This window comes from Ruegeria sp. YTSB088 (assembly GCF_059609825.1).
Genome location: NZ_JBXWMM010000001.1, coordinates 460,294 through 478,352, shown reverse-complemented (window position 1 = coordinate 478,352; position 18,059 = coordinate 460,294). Strand labels below are relative to the sequence as shown.

20 protein-coding genes are annotated in these 18,059 nt (G+C 57.0%); 1 reads left to right on the top strand and 19 read right to left on the bottom strand.

Going from position 1 to position 18,059, the window contains the following annotated elements; genetic code table 11:
* Positions 1–91 precede the first annotated feature (91 nt).
* Positions 92–1,237, top strand: coding sequence for a tRNA 2-thiouridine(34) synthase MnmA (gene mnmA / locus AC2FFA_RS02385; protein WP_496849702.1), 1,146 nt, complete (start codon positions 92–94; stop codon positions 1,235–1,237).
* On the opposite strand, the gene AC2FFA_RS02380 is transcribed toward mnmA, so the two are convergent.
* The 19 genes from AC2FFA_RS02380 to AC2FFA_RS02290 form a co-directional block, all read right to left on the bottom strand.
* Positions 1,234–1,779: a carboxymuconolactone decarboxylase family protein gene (locus AC2FFA_RS02380; RefSeq protein ID WP_299896947.1), complete on the bottom strand. Its 546-nt coding sequence runs from the start codon at positions 1,777–1,779 to the stop codon at positions 1,234–1,236. The genes mnmA and AC2FFA_RS02380 overlap by 4 nt on opposite strands.
* A gap of 100 nt (positions 1,780–1,879) precedes the next feature.
* Positions 1,880–2,455 carry a hypothetical protein gene (locus AC2FFA_RS02375; protein ID WP_496849701.1) on the bottom strand — a complete coding sequence of 192 codons (576 nt, stop codon included), beginning with the start codon at positions 2,453–2,455 and terminating at the stop codon, positions 1,880–1,882.
* Positions 2,448–3,614, bottom strand: a complete 1,167-nt coding sequence (gene lpxB / locus AC2FFA_RS02370; protein WP_496849699.1) for a lipid-A-disaccharide synthase — start codon at positions 3,612–3,614, stop codon at positions 2,448–2,450. Before lpxB ends, AC2FFA_RS02375 begins: the two co-directional genes overlap by 8 nt.
* Positions 3,614–4,408: an LpxI family protein gene (locus AC2FFA_RS02365; protein ID WP_496849697.1), complete on the bottom strand. Its 795-nt coding sequence runs from the start codon at positions 4,406–4,408 to the stop codon at positions 3,614–3,616. Before AC2FFA_RS02365 ends, lpxB begins: the two co-directional genes overlap by 1 nt.
* Positions 4,409–4,412: 4 nt before the next feature.
* Positions 4,413–5,198: an acyl-ACP--UDP-N-acetylglucosamine O-acyltransferase gene (gene lpxA / locus AC2FFA_RS02360; protein WP_496673091.1), complete on the bottom strand. Its 786-nt coding sequence runs from the start codon at positions 5,196–5,198 to the stop codon at positions 4,413–4,415.
* Positions 5,195–5,668 (bottom strand): 3-hydroxyacyl-ACP dehydratase FabZ, encoded by a 474-nt coding sequence (fabZ, locus tag AC2FFA_RS02355; protein ID WP_117869011.1) that lies wholly within the window; start codon positions 5,666–5,668, stop codon positions 5,195–5,197. Before fabZ ends, lpxA begins: the two co-directional genes overlap by 4 nt.
* Positions 5,669–5,740: 72 nt before the next feature.
* A complete protein-coding gene (locus AC2FFA_RS02350; protein WP_496849694.1) occupies positions 5,741–6,262 on the bottom strand; it encodes an OmpH/Skp family outer membrane protein in 522 nt (173 codons plus the stop codon).
* A 63-nt stretch (positions 6,263–6,325) separates the two neighbouring features.
* Positions 6,326–8,578 (bottom strand): outer membrane protein assembly factor BamA, encoded by a 2,253-nt coding sequence (gene bamA, locus AC2FFA_RS02345; protein ID WP_496849692.1) that lies wholly within the window; start codon positions 8,576–8,578, stop codon positions 6,326–6,328.
* Between the two features lie 235 nt (positions 8,579–8,813).
* Complete coding sequence (locus tag AC2FFA_RS02340) at positions 8,814–8,942, bottom strand: hypothetical protein (protein WP_256369664.1); 129 nt, start codon at positions 8,940–8,942, stop codon at positions 8,814–8,816.
* 78 nt (positions 8,943–9,020) lie between these two features.
* Complete coding sequence (gene rseP, locus AC2FFA_RS02335) at positions 9,021–10,373, bottom strand: RIP metalloprotease RseP (RefSeq protein ID WP_496849690.1); 1,353 nt, start codon at positions 10,371–10,373, stop codon at positions 9,021–9,023.
* Between the two features lie 4 nt (positions 10,374–10,377).
* Positions 10,378–11,550, bottom strand: coding sequence for a 1-deoxy-D-xylulose-5-phosphate reductoisomerase (gene dxr, locus AC2FFA_RS02330; protein WP_496849688.1), 1,173 nt, complete (start codon positions 11,548–11,550; stop codon positions 10,378–10,380).
* The gene (locus tag AC2FFA_RS02325) at positions 11,550–12,332 is read right to left on the bottom strand and encodes a phosphatidate cytidylyltransferase (RefSeq protein WP_496849686.1); all 783 of its coding nucleotides are present in this window, start codon (positions 12,330–12,332) and stop codon (positions 11,550–11,552) included. The genes dxr and AC2FFA_RS02325 overlap by 1 nt, the downstream gene beginning before the upstream one ends.
* On the bottom strand, positions 12,329–13,060 hold the full coding sequence (uppS, locus tag AC2FFA_RS02320) for an undecaprenyl pyrophosphate synthase (RefSeq protein WP_117869016.1): 732 nt from the start codon (positions 13,058–13,060) through the stop codon (positions 12,329–12,331). Before uppS ends, AC2FFA_RS02325 begins: the two co-directional genes overlap by 4 nt.
* Before the next feature lie 9 nt (positions 13,061–13,069).
* A complete protein-coding gene (gene frr, locus AC2FFA_RS02315) occupies positions 13,070–13,633 on the bottom strand; it encodes a ribosome recycling factor (protein ID WP_117869017.1) in 564 nt (187 codons plus the stop codon).
* A 182-nt stretch (positions 13,634–13,815) separates the two neighbouring features.
* On the bottom strand, positions 13,816–14,811 hold the full coding sequence (acuI, locus tag AC2FFA_RS02310; RefSeq protein ID WP_496849684.1) for an acryloyl-CoA reductase: 996 nt from the start codon (positions 14,809–14,811) through the stop codon (positions 13,816–13,818).
* Between the two features lie 90 nt (positions 14,812–14,901).
* Positions 14,902–16,005 (bottom strand): dimethylsulfoniopropionate demethylase, encoded by a 1,104-nt coding sequence (locus tag AC2FFA_RS02305; RefSeq protein ID WP_117869019.1) that lies wholly within the window; start codon positions 16,003–16,005, stop codon positions 14,902–14,904.
* Complete coding sequence (locus AC2FFA_RS02300) at positions 16,006–16,536, bottom strand: DinB family protein (RefSeq protein ID WP_496849681.1); 531 nt, start codon at positions 16,534–16,536, stop codon at positions 16,006–16,008.
* Entirely contained in the window at positions 16,533–17,237 is a 705-nt protein-coding gene (locus tag AC2FFA_RS02295; protein ID WP_117869020.1) for a DUF1326 domain-containing protein, read from the bottom strand. The genes AC2FFA_RS02300 and AC2FFA_RS02295 overlap by 4 nt, the downstream gene beginning before the upstream one ends.
* A gap of 4 nt (positions 17,238–17,241) precedes the next feature.
* Entirely contained in the window at positions 17,242–18,006 is a 765-nt protein-coding gene (locus AC2FFA_RS02290; RefSeq protein ID WP_496849830.1) for a DUF2182 domain-containing protein, read from the bottom strand.
* Positions 18,007–18,059 lie beyond the last annotated feature (53 nt).

The window sequence follows — 18,059 nt, the reverse complement described above, 5'->3', positions numbered from 1 at the left end:
CCTACTTAAGGTCGCGTGAAACCGCCCCTTGAGAGTGTGTAGAATTTTCTTATATTCTGCCGGTCTTTCTTAACCCTGACTGGAAGCTGCAATGGCCCTCGATACCGAGACCCCGCTGAACTCGCTTGGCTTTGCCAAACCGCCCTCGGAGACGCGGGTCGTTGTGGCGATGTCGGGGGGCGTCGACAGTTCCGTTGTCGCGGCCTATCTGGCCGATCAGGGCTATGATGTGGTCGGTGTGACGTTGCAGCTTTATGACCACGGCGCGGCGTTGGCCAAGAAAGGTGCCTGTTGCGCAGGAATCGATATTCATGATGCGCGCCGAGTGGCGGAAGAGCGTGGATTTCCACATTACGTTCTGGATTACGAGAACATCTTTAAGGATGCCGTGATCGACGAGTTCGCCGACAGTTATTTAGCAGGTGCAACGCCAGTTCCCTGCATCCGCTGCAACGAGCGGGTGAAATTCAAGGATCTTCTGGAAACCGCCAAGGATCTTGAGGCAGACTGCATGGCCACCGGCCACTACATTCAGCGCAAGATGGGCGCCAACGGTCCGGAACTGCATAGCGCCGAAGACGCCAATCGCGATCAGTCCTATTTCCTGTTCTCGACCACGCCGGAGCAACTGAACTTCCTGCGCTTCCCGCTGGGCCACCTGCCGTCAAAAGATGCAACCCGTGAAATGGCTGCACAATATGGGCTGTCTGTAGCAGACAAGCCTGACAGTCAGGATATTTGCTTCGTGCCCGACGGCAACTATGCCAGCGTCATCGAAAAACTACGCCCCGGAGCCGCGGAACCCGGCGAGATCGTTCACGCGGATGGCCGCGTTCTGGCGCAGCACAACGGTGTAATCCACTATACGATCGGGCAACGTCGCGGTCTTGGCATCGGCGGCCTCAGCGAGCCGCTTTACGTCGTCAAACTGGACGTTGACAAAAAGCAGGTCGTAGTGGGCCCGAAAGAGATGCTGGCAACGCGCGTCGTTCCGGTGCGCGAGATCAACTGGCTGGGCGACGAACCCTTCACGTCACGCGATGAATGGCATCTATCCGTCAAAGTCCGTTCGACCCACCCGCCGCGCGAGGCAATCCTTCGGCCGCTGTCGGACACAACGGCCGAGGTCGAACTGCTGACCCCCGAGGAAGGCATCTCGCCAGGGCAGGCCTGTGTGTTCTACGCAAGTGAAGACAGCCGCGTATTCGGCGGCGGCTGGATCTGGCGTGGGTATTAAGCTGAAACCGGTTTGACCTCGGATTCGATCTGAATCTGCAATGCATCGTTGAACCGATTGAACGCACCGCACAAGGCGATGCGCCAGGTCAGCTCGACGATCTGAGCATCCGTGAACCATTCCCTCAGATCCGCCACTTCAGCGTCCCGCATACGGCCCGACCGGATCGTCACGGCTTCGGCATAGCGAACGACTGCCTTGTCACAGGCATCGAGTTCCGGATGATCTGCGACGTCTGGCAGACGCGCCGCACCTTCGGGGCTGAGACCCGCCACCGTCAGCAGCGGTGTGTGATGCGAGACGCAATAATCGCAGGCATTCAGTTTCGAAACCGTCACCATAGCCAGCTCCAACGCACGGCGCGGCAGGTTCTCCTGCTCTCGCAGGGTTGTCAGCATTCCCGTGACATGGTTCAGAACCGGAGGGCAATACGCCGCTACGCGGGCCCAGTTGTCAAACGGACCATACGCGCCCAATGCTGCGTGGGACGCGCGCGCGTCGACTGTCATTTCCTGATCCGACAAAGGGGGAATGCGGGTCATGTCGAAAGCTCCTTTTTCGGGTGACGATACCTCGGACCTGCATCACTGCAACAGCCGAATAGAGATCACATGTGCGAGACAAAGTGCTCTCTCGGTGCGGTCACAGCATGTCGGTGGGAGAGTTGAAGAGAATATAGAGCCCGACGCAGACCATGATATATGGAGCGATCCGATCCAAACGGGCAACGCGAGGTCCAAGGCTTTTGGCGTAGGGTGCCCCCCATGCCGCTACTACGACCAGACCCGCGGCCGCAGTGACAGCGCCAACCAACGCAACAACACGATAAGAAGGCGCCGAGTCCGCCAGCAGAGGGGTCATAACCGCGAAACTGTCTATCGAGAGGCTCAGAAACAGCGTCACCACTGAGGTCACGGCCCCTTTTGACTCTGTGTTTTCAGTTTCCGCGTTGCGAAATTGCCGCCAGATACCGCGCAAGCCAAACACCAATGGGACAAGGCCAAGGTAGCCGATCCAAAACGGAAGACCGCTTTGGTTCAGGCCCACAGCCACGGTCATGGCCAGGGAAAGTACAATTGTCTGAGCGACCGCAAAGCCCACGAGCGCGCGGCGCTGGTCCATCACCAGGATCAAGCCCAACAAGACAGCCAGATTGTCAAGATTGGTGGAAATCACTGCGATCCCGGCCGAAACGGCGAACAGCGCGTGATCAAGCATTTTCTGGCTGCATTCTGTTCAGAACAGCCCGCGCCGCGCGCAAACCAGGTGCTTCTCCCCCTCGCCCCAACCGATCCATGGTCAGGTTCATGGCGTGCTGTTGCGCGTCGGGTGCGCCGGCCACCTCACGCAAGGCTTCGGCGATCTTTTCAGGCTGACAATTATCCAGCAGGCATTCCGGCACGGCGCGCGTGTCCGAGACCAGATTGACCAGAGTAACGGTGTCCAATTTGACCATCCGTTCCGCCACCTTCTGCGTCAGCCAGTTGAGTTTGTACGCAATGACCATCGGCGTATTCTGCGCCGCAAGTTCCAGCGAAACCGTTCCCGATGCAGCAAGTGCAAGATCTGCGACACCAAAGGCTGCACGTTTGTCGGCTGTGGCTTGCTCTGCGCCTACATTGCGAGGGTCCAGCACTACGGGGGCGCCGGGCCATTCTCGCACCAATTCATTTATCAGATCGGTTGTCGAACCTACCGTCGGGATCACCACGCGGTAATTCGGGTGGTCATCGATGAACAACCGCAATGCGCCGCCGAAAGACTCTGCCAGACGTTCGATCTCACCCCGCCGCGAACCAGGCAAAGCCAGGAGGATTGGCGCGTCTGCCAGATCGAAGCGGTTCCGAAAGGCCGCGATCTCGTCTGGTGTGGCAATCGGCTCGCTGGCCACAGGATGGCCGACAAAGTCGCAGTCCATCCCTGCCTGTTCCATGTATGGAGGCTCGAAAGGAAGAAGCGCCAGCACATGGTCGATGACCTTTGCCATCTTGTCAGCACGCCCGGGTCGCCAGGCCCAGACGCTGGGGGCAACATAATGGACGGTTCGGATTTTGCTGTTGGCTTTGACGATCTTGGCGACGCGCAAGCTGAAATCAGGGCTGTCTATCGTGATCAATACATCCGGTTTCGTGTCCAGCACCGCCTGTGCTGTCTCGGAAATACGCCGTTTCAGGTGGAAAAACTTCGGCAGAACTTCCACAAGCCCCATGACCGAAAGCTCGGACATGGGAAACCGGCTGCTCAGACCTTGCGCTTGCATCAACGGACCGCCGACCCCGTCGAATTCAACATCAGGCACCAGGGTTTTCAACCCCTCCATCAGCGCTCCGCCCAGCCGGTCACCCGAAGGTTCACCAGCGACCAGAAAGACACGCATCAGACCGCCCGCTCGCGGATGTACAGGAACAGACCCAGGCGATTGCATTCAGCAATGACACGTTCTTTTTCCAGAACGAGTACACCGCCTTTTTCCAACACGATCCCGGACAATCCTGCCGCAACCGCATCGGTGACGGTATCCGGTCCTATGGCGGGCAAATCAGCGCGCCGATCCTGATCGGGTTTGGGACCTTTGAAAAGAATGCCCCCGCCTGCGTCGGGGCGTTGCGTCAGGGATTGCAGCATCCACGCAGTGCCGAATACCCCCTCGATAGCCAGCGCCTGCCCTTTGGATATGGCGCAGGCCTGCCCCGTATCCGCCGCCCCCATTGCCCGAAGAATACCCGCTGCACGGTCAGCGTCGGCCATGTCGGCGTCCGAGGGATGCGCTTCGGTCAGGCACCCCACCGGCGGCAACAAACCGGGCGCGATTTCATGCGCGGCCCTGAGGTTGAGACCGGCCCCCTCAAGAATTCCGATCATGGCGCGCAAAGCTCCGTCATCCCCGGACAGGATGGCCTTTTGGATGATCGGAACCAGCGGCAGTGTCGCGGCATCGATGCGAGAGGGGTCGATTGGCGGGCGCCGAACAGCGCCGGCCAGACAGATATCAGTCACGCCCCGCGCCTTCAGGTCGGCGATGAAGCTGCCCAACTGTTCCAGAGGAAACACGACATCCGCGCTCAGGGTGTCCGGCAGAAACCCCTCCATTGCGCAGATCAGGGGACGTTCTGCCAACTGGGCAACAACTTCGGTGGGCAGCGCCCCGGTTCCCGCAATCAATGCAAGCATGATCCTACTTTCTCGGGGTCAGGAAGGACCGATCACTATGGCCGGTGACGAAATCAACGATCTGCTGCACATAGTCGCTTTCGTTACCTTCACCGATCCGGCTGGCACGATCCATAAAGGTACCTTCGCCGTCAGATAGTTCCTTGAAGGCCGCGCGCAGCGCCGAGATATCTTCGCGTGATACACCCTTGCGCTTGAGACCGACGAGGTTCAAGCCATCCAGTTCACCCCTCGACGCCTGTACCAGGCCATAAGGAATAACATCCTTGGGCACCATGGTCAGCGCGCCAATAATTGCCCCGCGTCCAACGCGCACCCATTGATGCAGCCCCGAAATGCCGCCGATAATCACGTCGTCTTCGACGATACAGTGCCCGGCCGCACCTGAATGGTTGACCATGATCACACGGTTGCCGATCTGAACGTCATGGGCCACGTGAACACCCGCCATAAACAGGCAGTCGTCGCCGATCCGCGTAACACCTCCGCCACCTTCGGTTCCGGTATTGATTGTCACATGCTCGCGAATGCGGTTGCGTTTGCCAATCTCAAGACGGGTGTTTTCGCCACTGAATTTCAGATCCTGAGGGATCTCACCAATCACCGAGAAATTGAACACAACGGTATCTTCGCCAATCGAGGTGTCACCCGTCACGACCACGTGCGATTTCAACTCGACCCGACCCGCCAGTTTCACCTGTGCGCCCACATGGCAGAATGGACCGATGATGCAATCCTGTCCAATCTGCGCACCGTCTTCGATAATTGCGCTGGGATGGACTCCGTTCATGTTGTTTTTTCCATATCCCAGTCGACATAGGCCGAGAATTCCGCCTCGGCGGCCACGTCCCCTTCGACGGTGGCACGGCCGCTGAACTTGAACAGCTTACCGCCTTTTTTCCCGCGTACGGTTTCCACATGCATTTCCAGCACATCACCGGGCACAACCTTGCGGCGGAATTTGCACTTGTCGATGCTCATGAAGTAAATCAACAGCTCGGTATCAATGACGTCCATTCCCACGCCCAGCATCACGCCTGCGGTCTGTGCCATTGCCTCAACAATCGTGACGCCCGGCATGATCGGCGTACCCGGGAAATGCCCCTGAAAATGCGGTTCATTCATGGTGACATTCTTGATTCCACGTGCCGACTGATAGCCCGAAATATCTACCACTTTATCAACCAGCAAAAACGGATAGCGGTGCGGCAGGATCCTTTGGATCAGCTGAATGTCTGCGCTTTTGGTTTCAGTGCTCATTATGCAGAAATCCCGTTTTGGATGTTTCTTTTTTGCGTGGTTAGCAATACACCACCCCAAGGGCAAGCGAACCTATTCGCCCTTCCCTTCTTGCAAATCGCTTCCATCACCAATTACCGCATCTATTCGGATGATTGCGGCCTCGGTGATGTCGGATGTGCTGACAACGACATTGGATCGTTCAATCATCACGCTAGCCCCAATTTCGCGCAACAGATCGACCAGCACCGGGCGCACAATCTCGAAAAATGTTTGTTGGGCTTCTTCGCTGCGACGGGCCAGAACGTCCAGCTTTGCCCTTTGCCCCTCGCGATGGGACTGAACCTTAAGATCAAACGCCTCGGCAAAGGGGCGGAACTCGTCGGCCGACATGGTGGCGCGCTGCTCGGTGAGTTCCTTTTCTTCGCTGCTCAGTTCCGCGACAATCCGTTGGTTTTCTTCGGCCAGTAAGGCGCTTTCCTTTTCAATTTCGCGCAAAACACGTTGCCCAAAGGCTGACTTGGCAAACAACTCTTCACTGGACAGGGTAACCACACTGGCTTGCGGCACACCAAGCTGCTGTGCATTTGCCAAAGGCGCCGAGACCATCGTCATAAATGCACACAGGGCCCAAAGCGGGCCCCGTGTTCTGCTAAGCAATCTGTTCAGCATCGCGGATCAGAACCGGGCTTGGATCGTGAAATCAAAGTTCTGTTCCTTGTCGAAAGATTCTTTCTTCAGAGGCTGCGAGAAGTTGAACTGCAACGGTCCAAACGGGGTTTCCCACAGAACCGAAATGCCGATCACGTGGCGGATCGATCCATTTGCGCCGACAATAGTTGCACCTGCCGTGTTCACGTTGTCGATGTTGTAGAGGTTGCCAACATCATAGAACAAGCCACCCCGCAAACCCAGTTCCTCGGGCAGACCCAGCGGGAAGTCGGTTTCGAAACGGGCAACCCAATAGTAGTTGCCCCCGATCGCGTCATCCTGACCGTTGGACAGGTCACGTGGTCCGATACCCGCAGGTTCGAAACCACGGAAGGTGTTGGGACCAAGGACAAACCGGTCCACAGTCCGGCTGAAATCGTTGCCGCGCCAATGCAAGGCGCCCAGCTCCATCGTAGCCCGAAGCACCACCTCTTCATTCCAGACACGGGTTTGCGCGATACCGCGCGCCGTGGTCTTGAAGAACTTGTTGTCCCCACCAAGACCAGCGGCATCAACACCAACTTCGAACAAAACACCGGAATTCGGGTCCAGGCCGCCGAGACGGCTGTCGTAAATGTAGGACAGACCCAAAGAACTGGACGTCCGCTTGCCCTGCGCAATTTCAGAAGCAATCACTGCACCGTTAGTTTCGTTGTCCTGCTGCGTCATCTCGCTGCGGTCCCAGCCATAGCGGACCCGCAGAGCCGACAATTCACCAATCGCGTAGGTCAGCTGCGGTGCAAAGAAAAGACTGCTTGTGTCGTAACTCGCAAACCCGGAATTGGTGCCTGACAAACCCAGACCAAGATCAAATCGCAGCTTGCGACCCAGCAGGTAGGGCTCGGTAAAGTTGATTGTGTATTCCTCCGAGTCCTGCGCGGTAGAGATCGAGACACCAAGGTTCTGGCCACGGCCCAGGAAGTTGGATTCGTTCAGACCGATTGCAATCCCGAAACCGTCCGTAACCGAGTAGCTGCCTCCAAGGCTCAGCGAGCCTGTGGGTTGTTCTTCAACGTCCACATCCAGAATGACCTGACTGGGCGACGAACCTTCGCGCGGTTCGACTTCCGCGACAGCGAAGAAACCCAGGGCATTGATACGCTCAGCCGCCTGACGGATTTCGCGTGGATTGAACGGGTCACCTTCGACGGTGTCAAACTGACGACGGATCACGCGATCCAGAGTGGTTGTGTTGCCTTCTATATCGATCCGCTCAACAAAGATGCGCGGGCCTTTTGTCAGGACAAACTCGATATCCAGAGTCAGGTCACGGTCATTGCGTTTGACACGCGGCTCCACCCGCAGGAAATCCACACCTTGTTTCAGACCCAGACGTTCCTGGCGTGTAATGGAGTTTTCAACCAGAGACGGTGTATAGGTTACGCCGGGCTTGATTTTCAGCGAGTCCTGATAAGGTGCTGGATCCACGCCCGGTATTTCGCTGACGGTCGTGATTTTACCGAATGAGAATTTCTGACCTTCGGTTACATTCATCACCAGGAAAAACGCATCCCGTTCGCTGGTAAACTCGACGTTGGCGCTGTTCACACGGAAGTCGACATAGCCTCGTGACAGGTAAAAATCCCGGATGACCTGCTTATCGAACTCAATGCGATCGCCGATAAAAGTGTCGTTCCGGAAGAAAGTCCGCAGAAAGGTCGCCTGCTTGGTTTCCAGAACACGGCGCAAACGCCGATCCGAAAATGCGCGGTTGCCCACAAAGCTGACACGTTCCACTTCAATGGTGGTGCCCTCTGCCACCTCAAAGACCAGATCAACCCGGTTGTCACTACGGCGGATAATCCGAGGGATCACGGTCGCGGCGACACGGCCCTGAGCCGAATACACTTCAGCAATTATATCGGCGTCAGCTTCAGCCACCTGCGGGGTAAAAACACGACGCGGCTGGGATTCGATAACGTCCAGCAGAACGTCGTCTTTGACACGGGCGTTACCCTCGATGCTGATCTGGTTGATTGTCGGGTATTCCTGAACTTCGATGACCAGCGTAGAGCCGCGCGGCGTCAGTTCGACTGTCTCAAATACACCACTGTCAAGCAAACGCTGATAGGCATCATTGAGTTGCCCTGAGGTTACACTCTGGCCTGGTTGGATTCCCGTTCGGGCGATGATCGTACCGGTTTCAATCCGGCGATTGCCCTGAACGTCAAACGAATTGATCGTATAGTTTTGCGCCAGTGCTGCATGCGGAAAAGTCATTAAGCTCGCTGCAACAAAAAGGAAAAGAACCGCTAGCGCCTGCCACAAAATATTGTTTGTTGGCACTTGCTGCCCGCAGGATGTGCCCGCCCCTCGCCTGTCAGTCATTTTATGCTCTACCCAGAATTTAAGACTTTAATGCTGAGTAACGGGATTGAATGAGCTTGTCAAAAGGCGAAATCAAAGCCGCCGTTCAGACTGCCAAGCAATTTAATGACGTCGGTTTCAGTAAGAATCACATAGCCGCCAGATAGGCGGCGCCTGCCATCGCCAAAGCTGTAACCGCAAAGCTCAGTAGAACGTCCCAATTCAACACGAACAGGAAGCTAAAGCTCTGATACGATTTTCTCAGCGTTTTGGTCATGGCATTTCCCTCAGACGCAAAGAGAATACCGTCCAATTAAGGCGATAATGCGGCTCAATTTTGCACTGAGCGCCACAATCAGCAGAACAGGTCGTTGCTCACTGAGAACAGCATCAGCGTGAGGATAAAAGTGATCCCCACCCCCATGAGCACCCGCAAGGCCCCGTCACTGGGTGGCTTTCCTGCGATGGCCTCATAGGCGTAGAACACAAGATGCCCGCCATCCAGTGCCGGGATCGGAAACAGGTTCAACAATCCGACCGCTGTAGACAGAACCGCGATAAAGAAGATAAAGTTCTGGGCCCCCTGACTGGCCATGGCACCCGAGGTTTCAGCAATTCCGATCGGTCCCGAGATGTTGCAGGTACTAATCGCACCCGTCACCATGTGCCACATGCCCGACAGCGATCCTTCGATAATACGACCCGTTTGTCTGACACCACCCGTCAGTGAAGCTAGAATACCTGCCGGTTCAGTCGCCGGTTCCAGCATCATGCCCCCAATGATCCCAATCCGCCAATGCGTTACAAAACCACCATCCGGTTGCGGTTCATCCGTGCGTCGGGGTGCCAATGCGAATTCCAGCACGGACCCGTCCCGCCAGACCTCCAGCAGCAAAACCCGACCGTCGGACCCTTCGACAAAGTCTTTCAGCTGGTCGAAGGCAAAGATCGGCTCGCCATTCACTGACATGATGACATCGCCTTGTTTCAGTTGGATATCCATGGCCGCGCTGCGAGGGGCCACCTGACGGATCAGTGGCGGAAACATCCAAGGTGCCTGAACATCCAGGGTTTCACCGTCACGGATCACCGAATAGTTCAGAACCGGTTCCACAGGCAGCGCATCAATGAAGTTCTGCCATGCCCCCTCTTCATCATAATCTGGCGTTGAAGTGCCCGCGATGGCCGTGATCACGTCACCTTCTCTCAGCTCCTGCACGGTGCCCGGCAAGGGTTGCAACGATCCGACTGTCAGCGGCTCTTTCGATACGCCTTGTGACCAGAAGATCAGGCCAAACACCAGAATGGACATCGCAAAATTGAAGGCAGGCCCGGCCGCGACCGTGGCGGCACGCGCCCACAAAGGGGCACCGTGCATGGTGCGTCGCAGCTCTTCCGGGCTCTGGGTTGCGATGCCTTCCATCGCCTTTTCATCCTTGCCGGATGCGGCATTGGCATCGCCCAGGAACTTTACATAGCCGCCAAACGGCAGCAACGCGATCTGCCACTTGGTTCCCCGCTTGTCGATACGGCTCCAGAGAACTGGCCCAAACCCGATCGAGAAGACCTCGGCATGGATACCGGACCAGCGTCCAACAATGTAATGTCCGTATTCGTGCACCGCGACGATGACCGACAACGCGATGACAAACGCGACTATCGTCCACAGAAGGTTGCCAAATTGGGGGATTAGGGAAAGTACGTCCAAAATTCTATCCTGCTCGTTCCACCACAGTGTCATCGACCCACTGACGTGCCAGATGGTCGGTTTGCTGTACGTTATCAAGGGTCATCGGGGCATCAATAAGGCTGTCTGACGCGTCGAACCTGTCCACGACCGCGGAAACAGCGTCAGCCATATCCAGAAACCCGATCCGGCGTGCGATAAAATAATCCAGCGCGCGTTCCTTTGCGGCATTGAAAACAGCGCCTGCAAGGCCGCCACGCTTCATCACGTTCCGCGCGAGTTTCAGGGCAGGATAACGCGCTAAATCCGGTTCATTGAAACGCAGTTTCCCCAACTTTGCCAAGTCAAGCCGCTGTATCGGCAAGTCCCGTCTTTCAGGCCAATGCAGCGCGTATCCAATGGCGTGGCGCATATCTGGTGATCCCATATGAGCCATAACGGCGCCATCCCGATAGCCGACCAAGGCATGCACTATGGATTCCGGATGAACCAGCACTTCGATCTGATCCGGATCGACGCCAAAGTATTCTTTTGTTTCTATGACTTCCAGTGCTTTATTGAACATCGATGCGCTGTCAATGGTGATACGCTGCCCCATATCCCAGTTCGGATGGCTCGAGGCTTGTTCAACAGTTGCGTTGGCCAGATCACTCAGGGGCCAATCACGGAACGCGCCGCCGCTGGCCGTAATGATCACGCGCTCAACCGCTTCGATTTCCTCGCCAACCAAAGCCTGAAACACAGCCGAATGCTCGCTGTCTACCGGCAGCAATCGCGCGCCATGCTGTTTGGCCGTTTCCAGAACCAATGACCCGGCGCAAACAAGCGTCTCTTTGTTGGCCAGTGCGAGTGTCGAACCCTGTTTCAAAGCTTCTATACCGGGCGCCAACCCTGCCGAGCCGACAATGGCCGACATAGTCCAATCCGCCGGGCGTGCAGCAGCCTCGACAATAGCGCCGGGGCCCGCAGCGGCCTCAACGTCACTGCCGGCCAAGGCTGAACGCAGGTCGTCAAGCCGGTTTTCATGAGCGGTGACGGCAATATCAGCGCCGAGCCGACGCGCATCATCCGCAAGTTTTTGAATATTGGCGCCCCCCGTCAAAGCCACAACGTCATACTCGGACGGCGCGCGCGAAATCAGATCGATCGTATTCTGCCCGATCGACCCGGTGGCGCCGAAAACAGAAACCTTTCGCATTACATTTCACCCGGCGAATAGATCAGCCCTGCGATCAGAACAAACAGCGCGGCGCCCATCATGCCATCAAACCGATCCAGAAAGCCGCCATGACCCGGTATCAGGTTCGAACTGTCTTTGACGCCGAACTTACGTTTGACCGCGCTTTCGATAATATCACCAGCCTGACTGGCCATTGAGGCCAAAACGGAAACAACGACAAAACCGAATCCGAACCCCGCCTGGCTTGCGAACACGACACCGACGCACGCGGCGGCGGCCCATCCACCAGCCGTTCCCGACCATGTCTTTTTTGGGCTTACCCTTGGCCAGAACTTCGGCCCGCCAACCGCCTTGCCAACAAAATAGCCAGCAACATCCGTGGCGACCACGACCGCGATCAGCCAAACCATCCAGCCAAACCCGGAGTTTTCCCGGATCGAAATGAAGCCGAGCCCGGCCCCAACTATCCAGACGACACACAGCCCAAACAGAACCCTGGAACGACTGACCTGCCCGACACCCACAAGCGCAGGCGCAAGCAAGATCGGCAAAGTGTAGATCGGGGGCAGATGATAGCTGAGGACAACCGCCGCGCTTGTCAGAATCCCCAATTGCACAGCCACGCCCCGGGCCTGTGGGTCAATCATCCGAACCAATTCCCAGGTCATCAGCCCACAGGCTGCGGCGATGAAGGTTTCGAACCACCAACCGCCAAGCCAGACTTCGATTGATCCGATTACGACCAGAACAGCAGCAGAAAGGACCCGTGTCGTCAGGTCAGACCATCGGCCATCACTCATGCCAGAACCGCTCCGAACCGCCGGTCTCTTGAGCCGTAATTCTGGCACAGACGGGCTAGTTCAGCGGCAGAGAAGTCCGGCCAGAGGGTATCGATGAATTCATATTCCGAGTAGGCGGACTGCCACAGAAGAAAATTCGAAATTCGTGCTTCGCCGCTGGTTCGGATCACAAGGTCCGGGTCGGGAAGAACGCGCGTATCCAAATACTTAGGCAGGGTTTCTTCATCGACCTCATCGGGCTTTAACCGCCCCTCAGCCACATCCCGCGCCAGGCGTTTGGTGGCGCGCGCGACTTCGTCGCGCCCACCGTAATTCAGTGCGACTGTCAAATGAACAAGATCGTTGTTCTGGGTTTCTTCTTCCAGAGAGTCCATCAACTCGATCAGTTTCGAATCCAACCGGACGCGGTCTCCGATAAACCGAACCCGGATGCCATTATCCGCAAGTGTCCGGGTTTCCTTGATGATATAGCGGCGGAACAGGTTCATCAGCCCCGCCACTTCGACCTGTGTCCGCTTCCAGTTCTCGGTCGAAAAAGCGAACACCGTCAGATACTTGATTCCCAAACTTGGACAGGCCTCGACAACCTCGCGCACGCGCCGCGCACCGGCATGGTGACCGAACAGCCTGGGACGACCGCGCGCCTGTGCCCAGCGGCCATTGCCATCCATAATGATGGCCACATGGCGCGGGCCGGACTCCAGGTCGGTTTGCGGGTCTTTTGGCATCAGTCGGGCTCAGACCTGCATGATTTCTGCTTGCTTGGTTTCCAGTGCTGCATCCACGGCTTTGATCATCTCATCCGTCATTTCCTGAACTTCGCCCTCCCACAGCTTCTGGTCATCTTCCGACATCCCGTCCGCTTTGGCTTTCTTGATCTGATCCATGCCGTCGCGACGCACATTGCGGATCGCGACACGTGCGCTTTCCGCATATTGACCGGCGACCTTGCTCAGTTCGCGGCGGCGTTCCTCGTTCAGCTCAGGTATCGGCAGCATTATAATGGTGCCGTTCAACTGCGGATTGATACCAAGGCCGCTTTCGCGAATGGCCTTTTCCACCTTACCGACCAGTGACTTATCCCAGACATTTACAGTGACCATACGCGGTTCGGGCACGTTCACGGTGCCCACCTGGTTGATTGGCGTCATCGAGCCATAAGCGTCAACCATGACAGGTTCCAGCATCGAGGCCGAAGCGCGTCCTGTTCTCAATGATGCAAATTCGGTTCTCAGATTGGCCATTGCGCCATCCATGCGGCGCTGCAGATCATCGGTGTCCAGTTCGAAGTCGTCAGACATTCTGCTCACTCCCCGTCTTCAGGTGCTCTTTGGATGGGTCTTACGCCATCGCCATTGGGATGTATAGCAATCATGATCGGGAAATTTATCAATGGCCAGAGGTGTTGCGACCAATTTGGACAAACGTCGTCTTCCCGAACCTGGCCGAGTTTCTCCGGCCAGGTTGAGTTCAAAGCTCAGCCTCAGGCATTAATATCAACCACGACGCGCCCCTTGACCTGTCCTTTCAGAATGTCGGCCCCCAGTTGCGGCAGATCGGACAGACTGGCCGGTTGAACCATCGCCTCCAGCTTGTCCATCGGCAGATCCGTGGCGATCCGTTTCCACGCACGCACCCTGTTGTCATAGGGCTGCATCACGCTGTCGATCCCCAAAAGGTTCACGCCGCGCAGTAGGAATGGAATCACCGTCGCAGGCAAAGCAGCCCCCCCTGCCAAACCAACGGCGGCGACGGAGCATCCGTATTTCATCTGGCCCAGAACACGCGCCAGCATGGCGCCGCCCACAGCGTCAATGCAGCCAGCCCAGGATTCGCTTTCCAGAGGGCGTTTGGTCGTCTCATTCAATTCTTCTCGCGGAACAATTGTCGTCGCGCCCAGGGATTTCAGATAATCACCGGTTTCGGGGCGCCCGGTTACCGCAGCGACCTCATAGCCCAGCTTGCCCAGAATGGCTGTGGCCACCGAACCGACACCACCCGCGGCCCCGGTCACCAATACCGGCCCCCGATCCGGGGTAAGCCCATGATCCTCCAGCGCCATGACCGCCAGCATCGCAGTGAACCCGGCGGTGCCCACGGCCATGGCCTGCCGCGTGGTCAGCTCTTCGGGCAGCGGCACCAGCCAGTCGGCCCGCGCGCTGGCTTTTTGCGAATAACCGCCCCAGTGAGCCTCGCCCACGCGCCATCCGGTCAGAACAACCTTGTCACCGGGCTTGTAGCGATCATCCGATGAAGCTTCGACCGTACCCGCGTAATCAATTCCGGGGACATGTGGATAGGCCCGCACCAGCCCGCCCCCTTTCGGAGACAGGCACAGGCCATCCTTGTAGTTCACTGTGGAATATTCAACGGCGACCGTGACTTCACCATGCGGCAGATCATCCACTGACAACTGTTTGAGCGAGCCGGTGGCAAGTCCGCTTTCTTCATCCTTGTCCATTACAAGAGCATTGAACATCTGTAATTCCTTTCGTGTTTCAGCGACCAGCCCAATTCTTCACCTGGCCAAAAATATCCCGAGGACGACACAACAGCGCCCTTAACTGTGTTAGATCCAGAAATGCGATTGCACGGTTGCGCGACGCATCCCATCCGGTGTTTCCACGTCCAGTTCCGTTCCGGCATCCCAATGGCTCAGGCGCACCATACCGATCGCGACGTTGGTTTCAAAATCAGGAGACCAGGCCGCCGAAGTCACCTGCCCCACACGCTTTCCGTCCGCAAACATACCCCAGGGGCGATCGCAACCCGGCACCGGATCACCATCAATGGCGATAGGTCGGATTTGCTGTACTGGTCCCTCTTTGGCGACACGCAACAATGCGTCCCTGCCGATGCAGCCAATCGCGGTATGCGTGTTACAGAACTTCCCCAGACCGCATTCATGCGGTGTATTGTCATCGGTCATGTCGTTCCCGTAAGACAACAAGCCGCCCTCTATACGCTCAATCAGGTTCGGACAGCCCGCGCGCACCTGCAGGTCTTCGCCTGCCGTAAATAACGCGTTCCACAAAGGCATGCCGATATCGCTGCCATCCACATAGATCTCGAACCCGCCCTGTTTCGAATAGCCGGATCGTGCGACGGCCAGATCCCGTCCTTCGAACTCGAACATATCAAATTTGAAAAACCGGATGTCCCGCACGCGATCGCCGAACACACGGGCCATCAGATCGTCCGCCTTGGGCCCCTGAACGGCAAGCGGCGACACATCAGGTTCATCCACCAACACATCCAGACGGTAGCCAACGGCGATACCCTTGACCCACAGCAACAGATCGCTGTCGGCAATCGATATCCACCAGCGGTCTTCAGACAGTTTCACCGCAACCGGGTCGTTCAGCATGCCGCCGGTTTCATCAACGATAGGCACGTAGAAACATTGCCCCGGCAACATACCGCGCAGATCGCGCGGGGTCAGCATCTGCATCAGACGTGCAGCATCAGGGCCACGCAATTCGACCTGCCGCTCGCAAGACACATCCCAGACCTGCACATGGGTTTTCAGGTGCCGGTAATCAGCTTCAACGCTTTCAAAAACCGTCGGCAACAACATACGGTTGTAGACCGTGTATCCCTTGACCCCGGCAGCTTCGACCCCTTCAGAGAACGGAGTGCGCCGCAAGCGGCGTGAGGCGGAAATCTGTGGCATTCATACCTCCTCGGGCATAAAGACGATATCACTGACAGGCGCTTCCGAGCCCGTCTCGGTCAGCATTTTATGCACTTGTCCCCTGTGGTGGGTCTGGTGATTGAAGAAATGGATCACACACAACGCGTAAGGCATTGTGACATCGGCCTCTTTCGCGGCAGAGTACCACGTGAACGATCCGGTCAGCTGATCATCCCCCAACCCTTTCGCCCATTTCTGGATACGGCCATCAATCTTCTCGCGTAACGCCAACCAGTTTTGCAGGTCCGGGCACAGGTATACACTTTCATGGATACCCCCGCCCGCATTGTGAATATTGCCGTCGGGCCCGTCGCGCTTTTCGAAACGAGACATCCACATCCAGTCGCCCCACAGCAAATGGTTTACCGTGCCCATGATCGAGCCAAAGAACGCCCCGCGTTCAAGGGTCAGTTCCTTGGGTGTCAGAGATTGCAAAAACTCTGACAACTGCTTGTTTTGCCAGTGATTGTACCGCGCCATTTCCCGCGCATACGCGCCCGTGATCATCATTTGGGCCCATGCCAGTCGATGGGGCAGATTTCAGCGGACTTGCCGCCGAAATCCCAGACCCTGCCGTAGTCGCGCACCTTCGATTTGGTACCACGCGCCACGATGATGTCCGGTCCCATCCAGTATTTGGAGTTTGAAACCATCACCGGATGCTCCGGATCCTTGCCCGCAAGCATCTCGATCTCGCCCTGGATTTTGCGACCAATCGCGATCCGACGTTTGTTTCCGTCGCGCTCAATCTGAACCGGAGCTCGTTCCGCCCCAATGATCTCGCTGACCAGCATGGTAAACAGTCCGGTGGTACCGCCCGCCTGACCGCTGAAGATTTGCAACAACCCGTTATATGCCTTGCCGCTTGCACGCTCATCAACGTAAGCGGCGACTTTCCACTGGCCTTCACCCATCCGGCCCGGAATATCGACCAGCAACCCGACATTCAGGCCCGACAGATCCTCGCCTTCATAGTGGCCTTCATCAACGATGATACCCATCCACGCATGACAATGACCTTCCGTCGGAGGATGCGCGCCCAGTGACACTACACAGGGGCAGAACACGTCACATGAACAGTTCAGGATCAGCTCGCCCTTGATGGCCCATTCCGTCGGGCTCATTTCACGCCGCTTGGGATTGGGCATGCGGCTGTCGATGCGCTGGCTGACAGGTAGCCGATCGGCGTCTTGTTTTCTGTTTTTAGCCATAGGCTTATCCTCCGTAGCTAATTGGGTACACGAGCAGAAAAAGACCGCCCGCAATTAATACAAATCCCATTGGACGGGTCACAGCGTGCCCGATCTGAGGGAGTTTCTCCAAAACCATGAACAGGGTTGCGAGCCCCATCCACAACAGGCTCATGACACCGCCGACAAAGCCAAGTGCCATGAAGCCCCAGCAACAGCCGACGCAAAAGGCACCAAGACCCAGACCCATACGTAAACCGCCTGAAAAACCGGTTCTCCAATGCCCAAGGAAATAAGTCATCGGAGCATGGCAAACACCGTGGCAAACCTCTTTGACGCGGGAAAACTGAAAGGCGCCCACGGCAATCATCAAGCCGCCCGCGACCCAGCCGGATTTGGCAATACCCAGCATATCGACAACGCCACCAAACAGCAGAAGCAGTTGTATTCCTGCGATCAGAGCCGCAAACCCGACCCAGACGATGGAATACCCGACCAGAACCCCCAGCCAGCCTCTGCGGCTGCCATTTGCACTGCGGATCAGGTCCTCGTAACTGCGCAGGGTCGGAATCAGGGTCGGCAGCATCATCGCCGCCATCATGATCGCCCACATTGAAAACAGCGGGCCGAACTCGGCCATCGGCATGTACATATCCATGCGCGGATCCATTGCGGCCATCGCCTGCCCCATCGGCCCCGGGCGACCGATCAGATCAAGGTCCATGTCCCGGCTCATCGAGAACATGATCCACCACGCCAACAGGATCAGAACATAAAAGCCCAGCCACATTCCGCTGCGCAGCCACGTGCGACTCACTTCAGCCTCCCGACTCAACTCCCTTG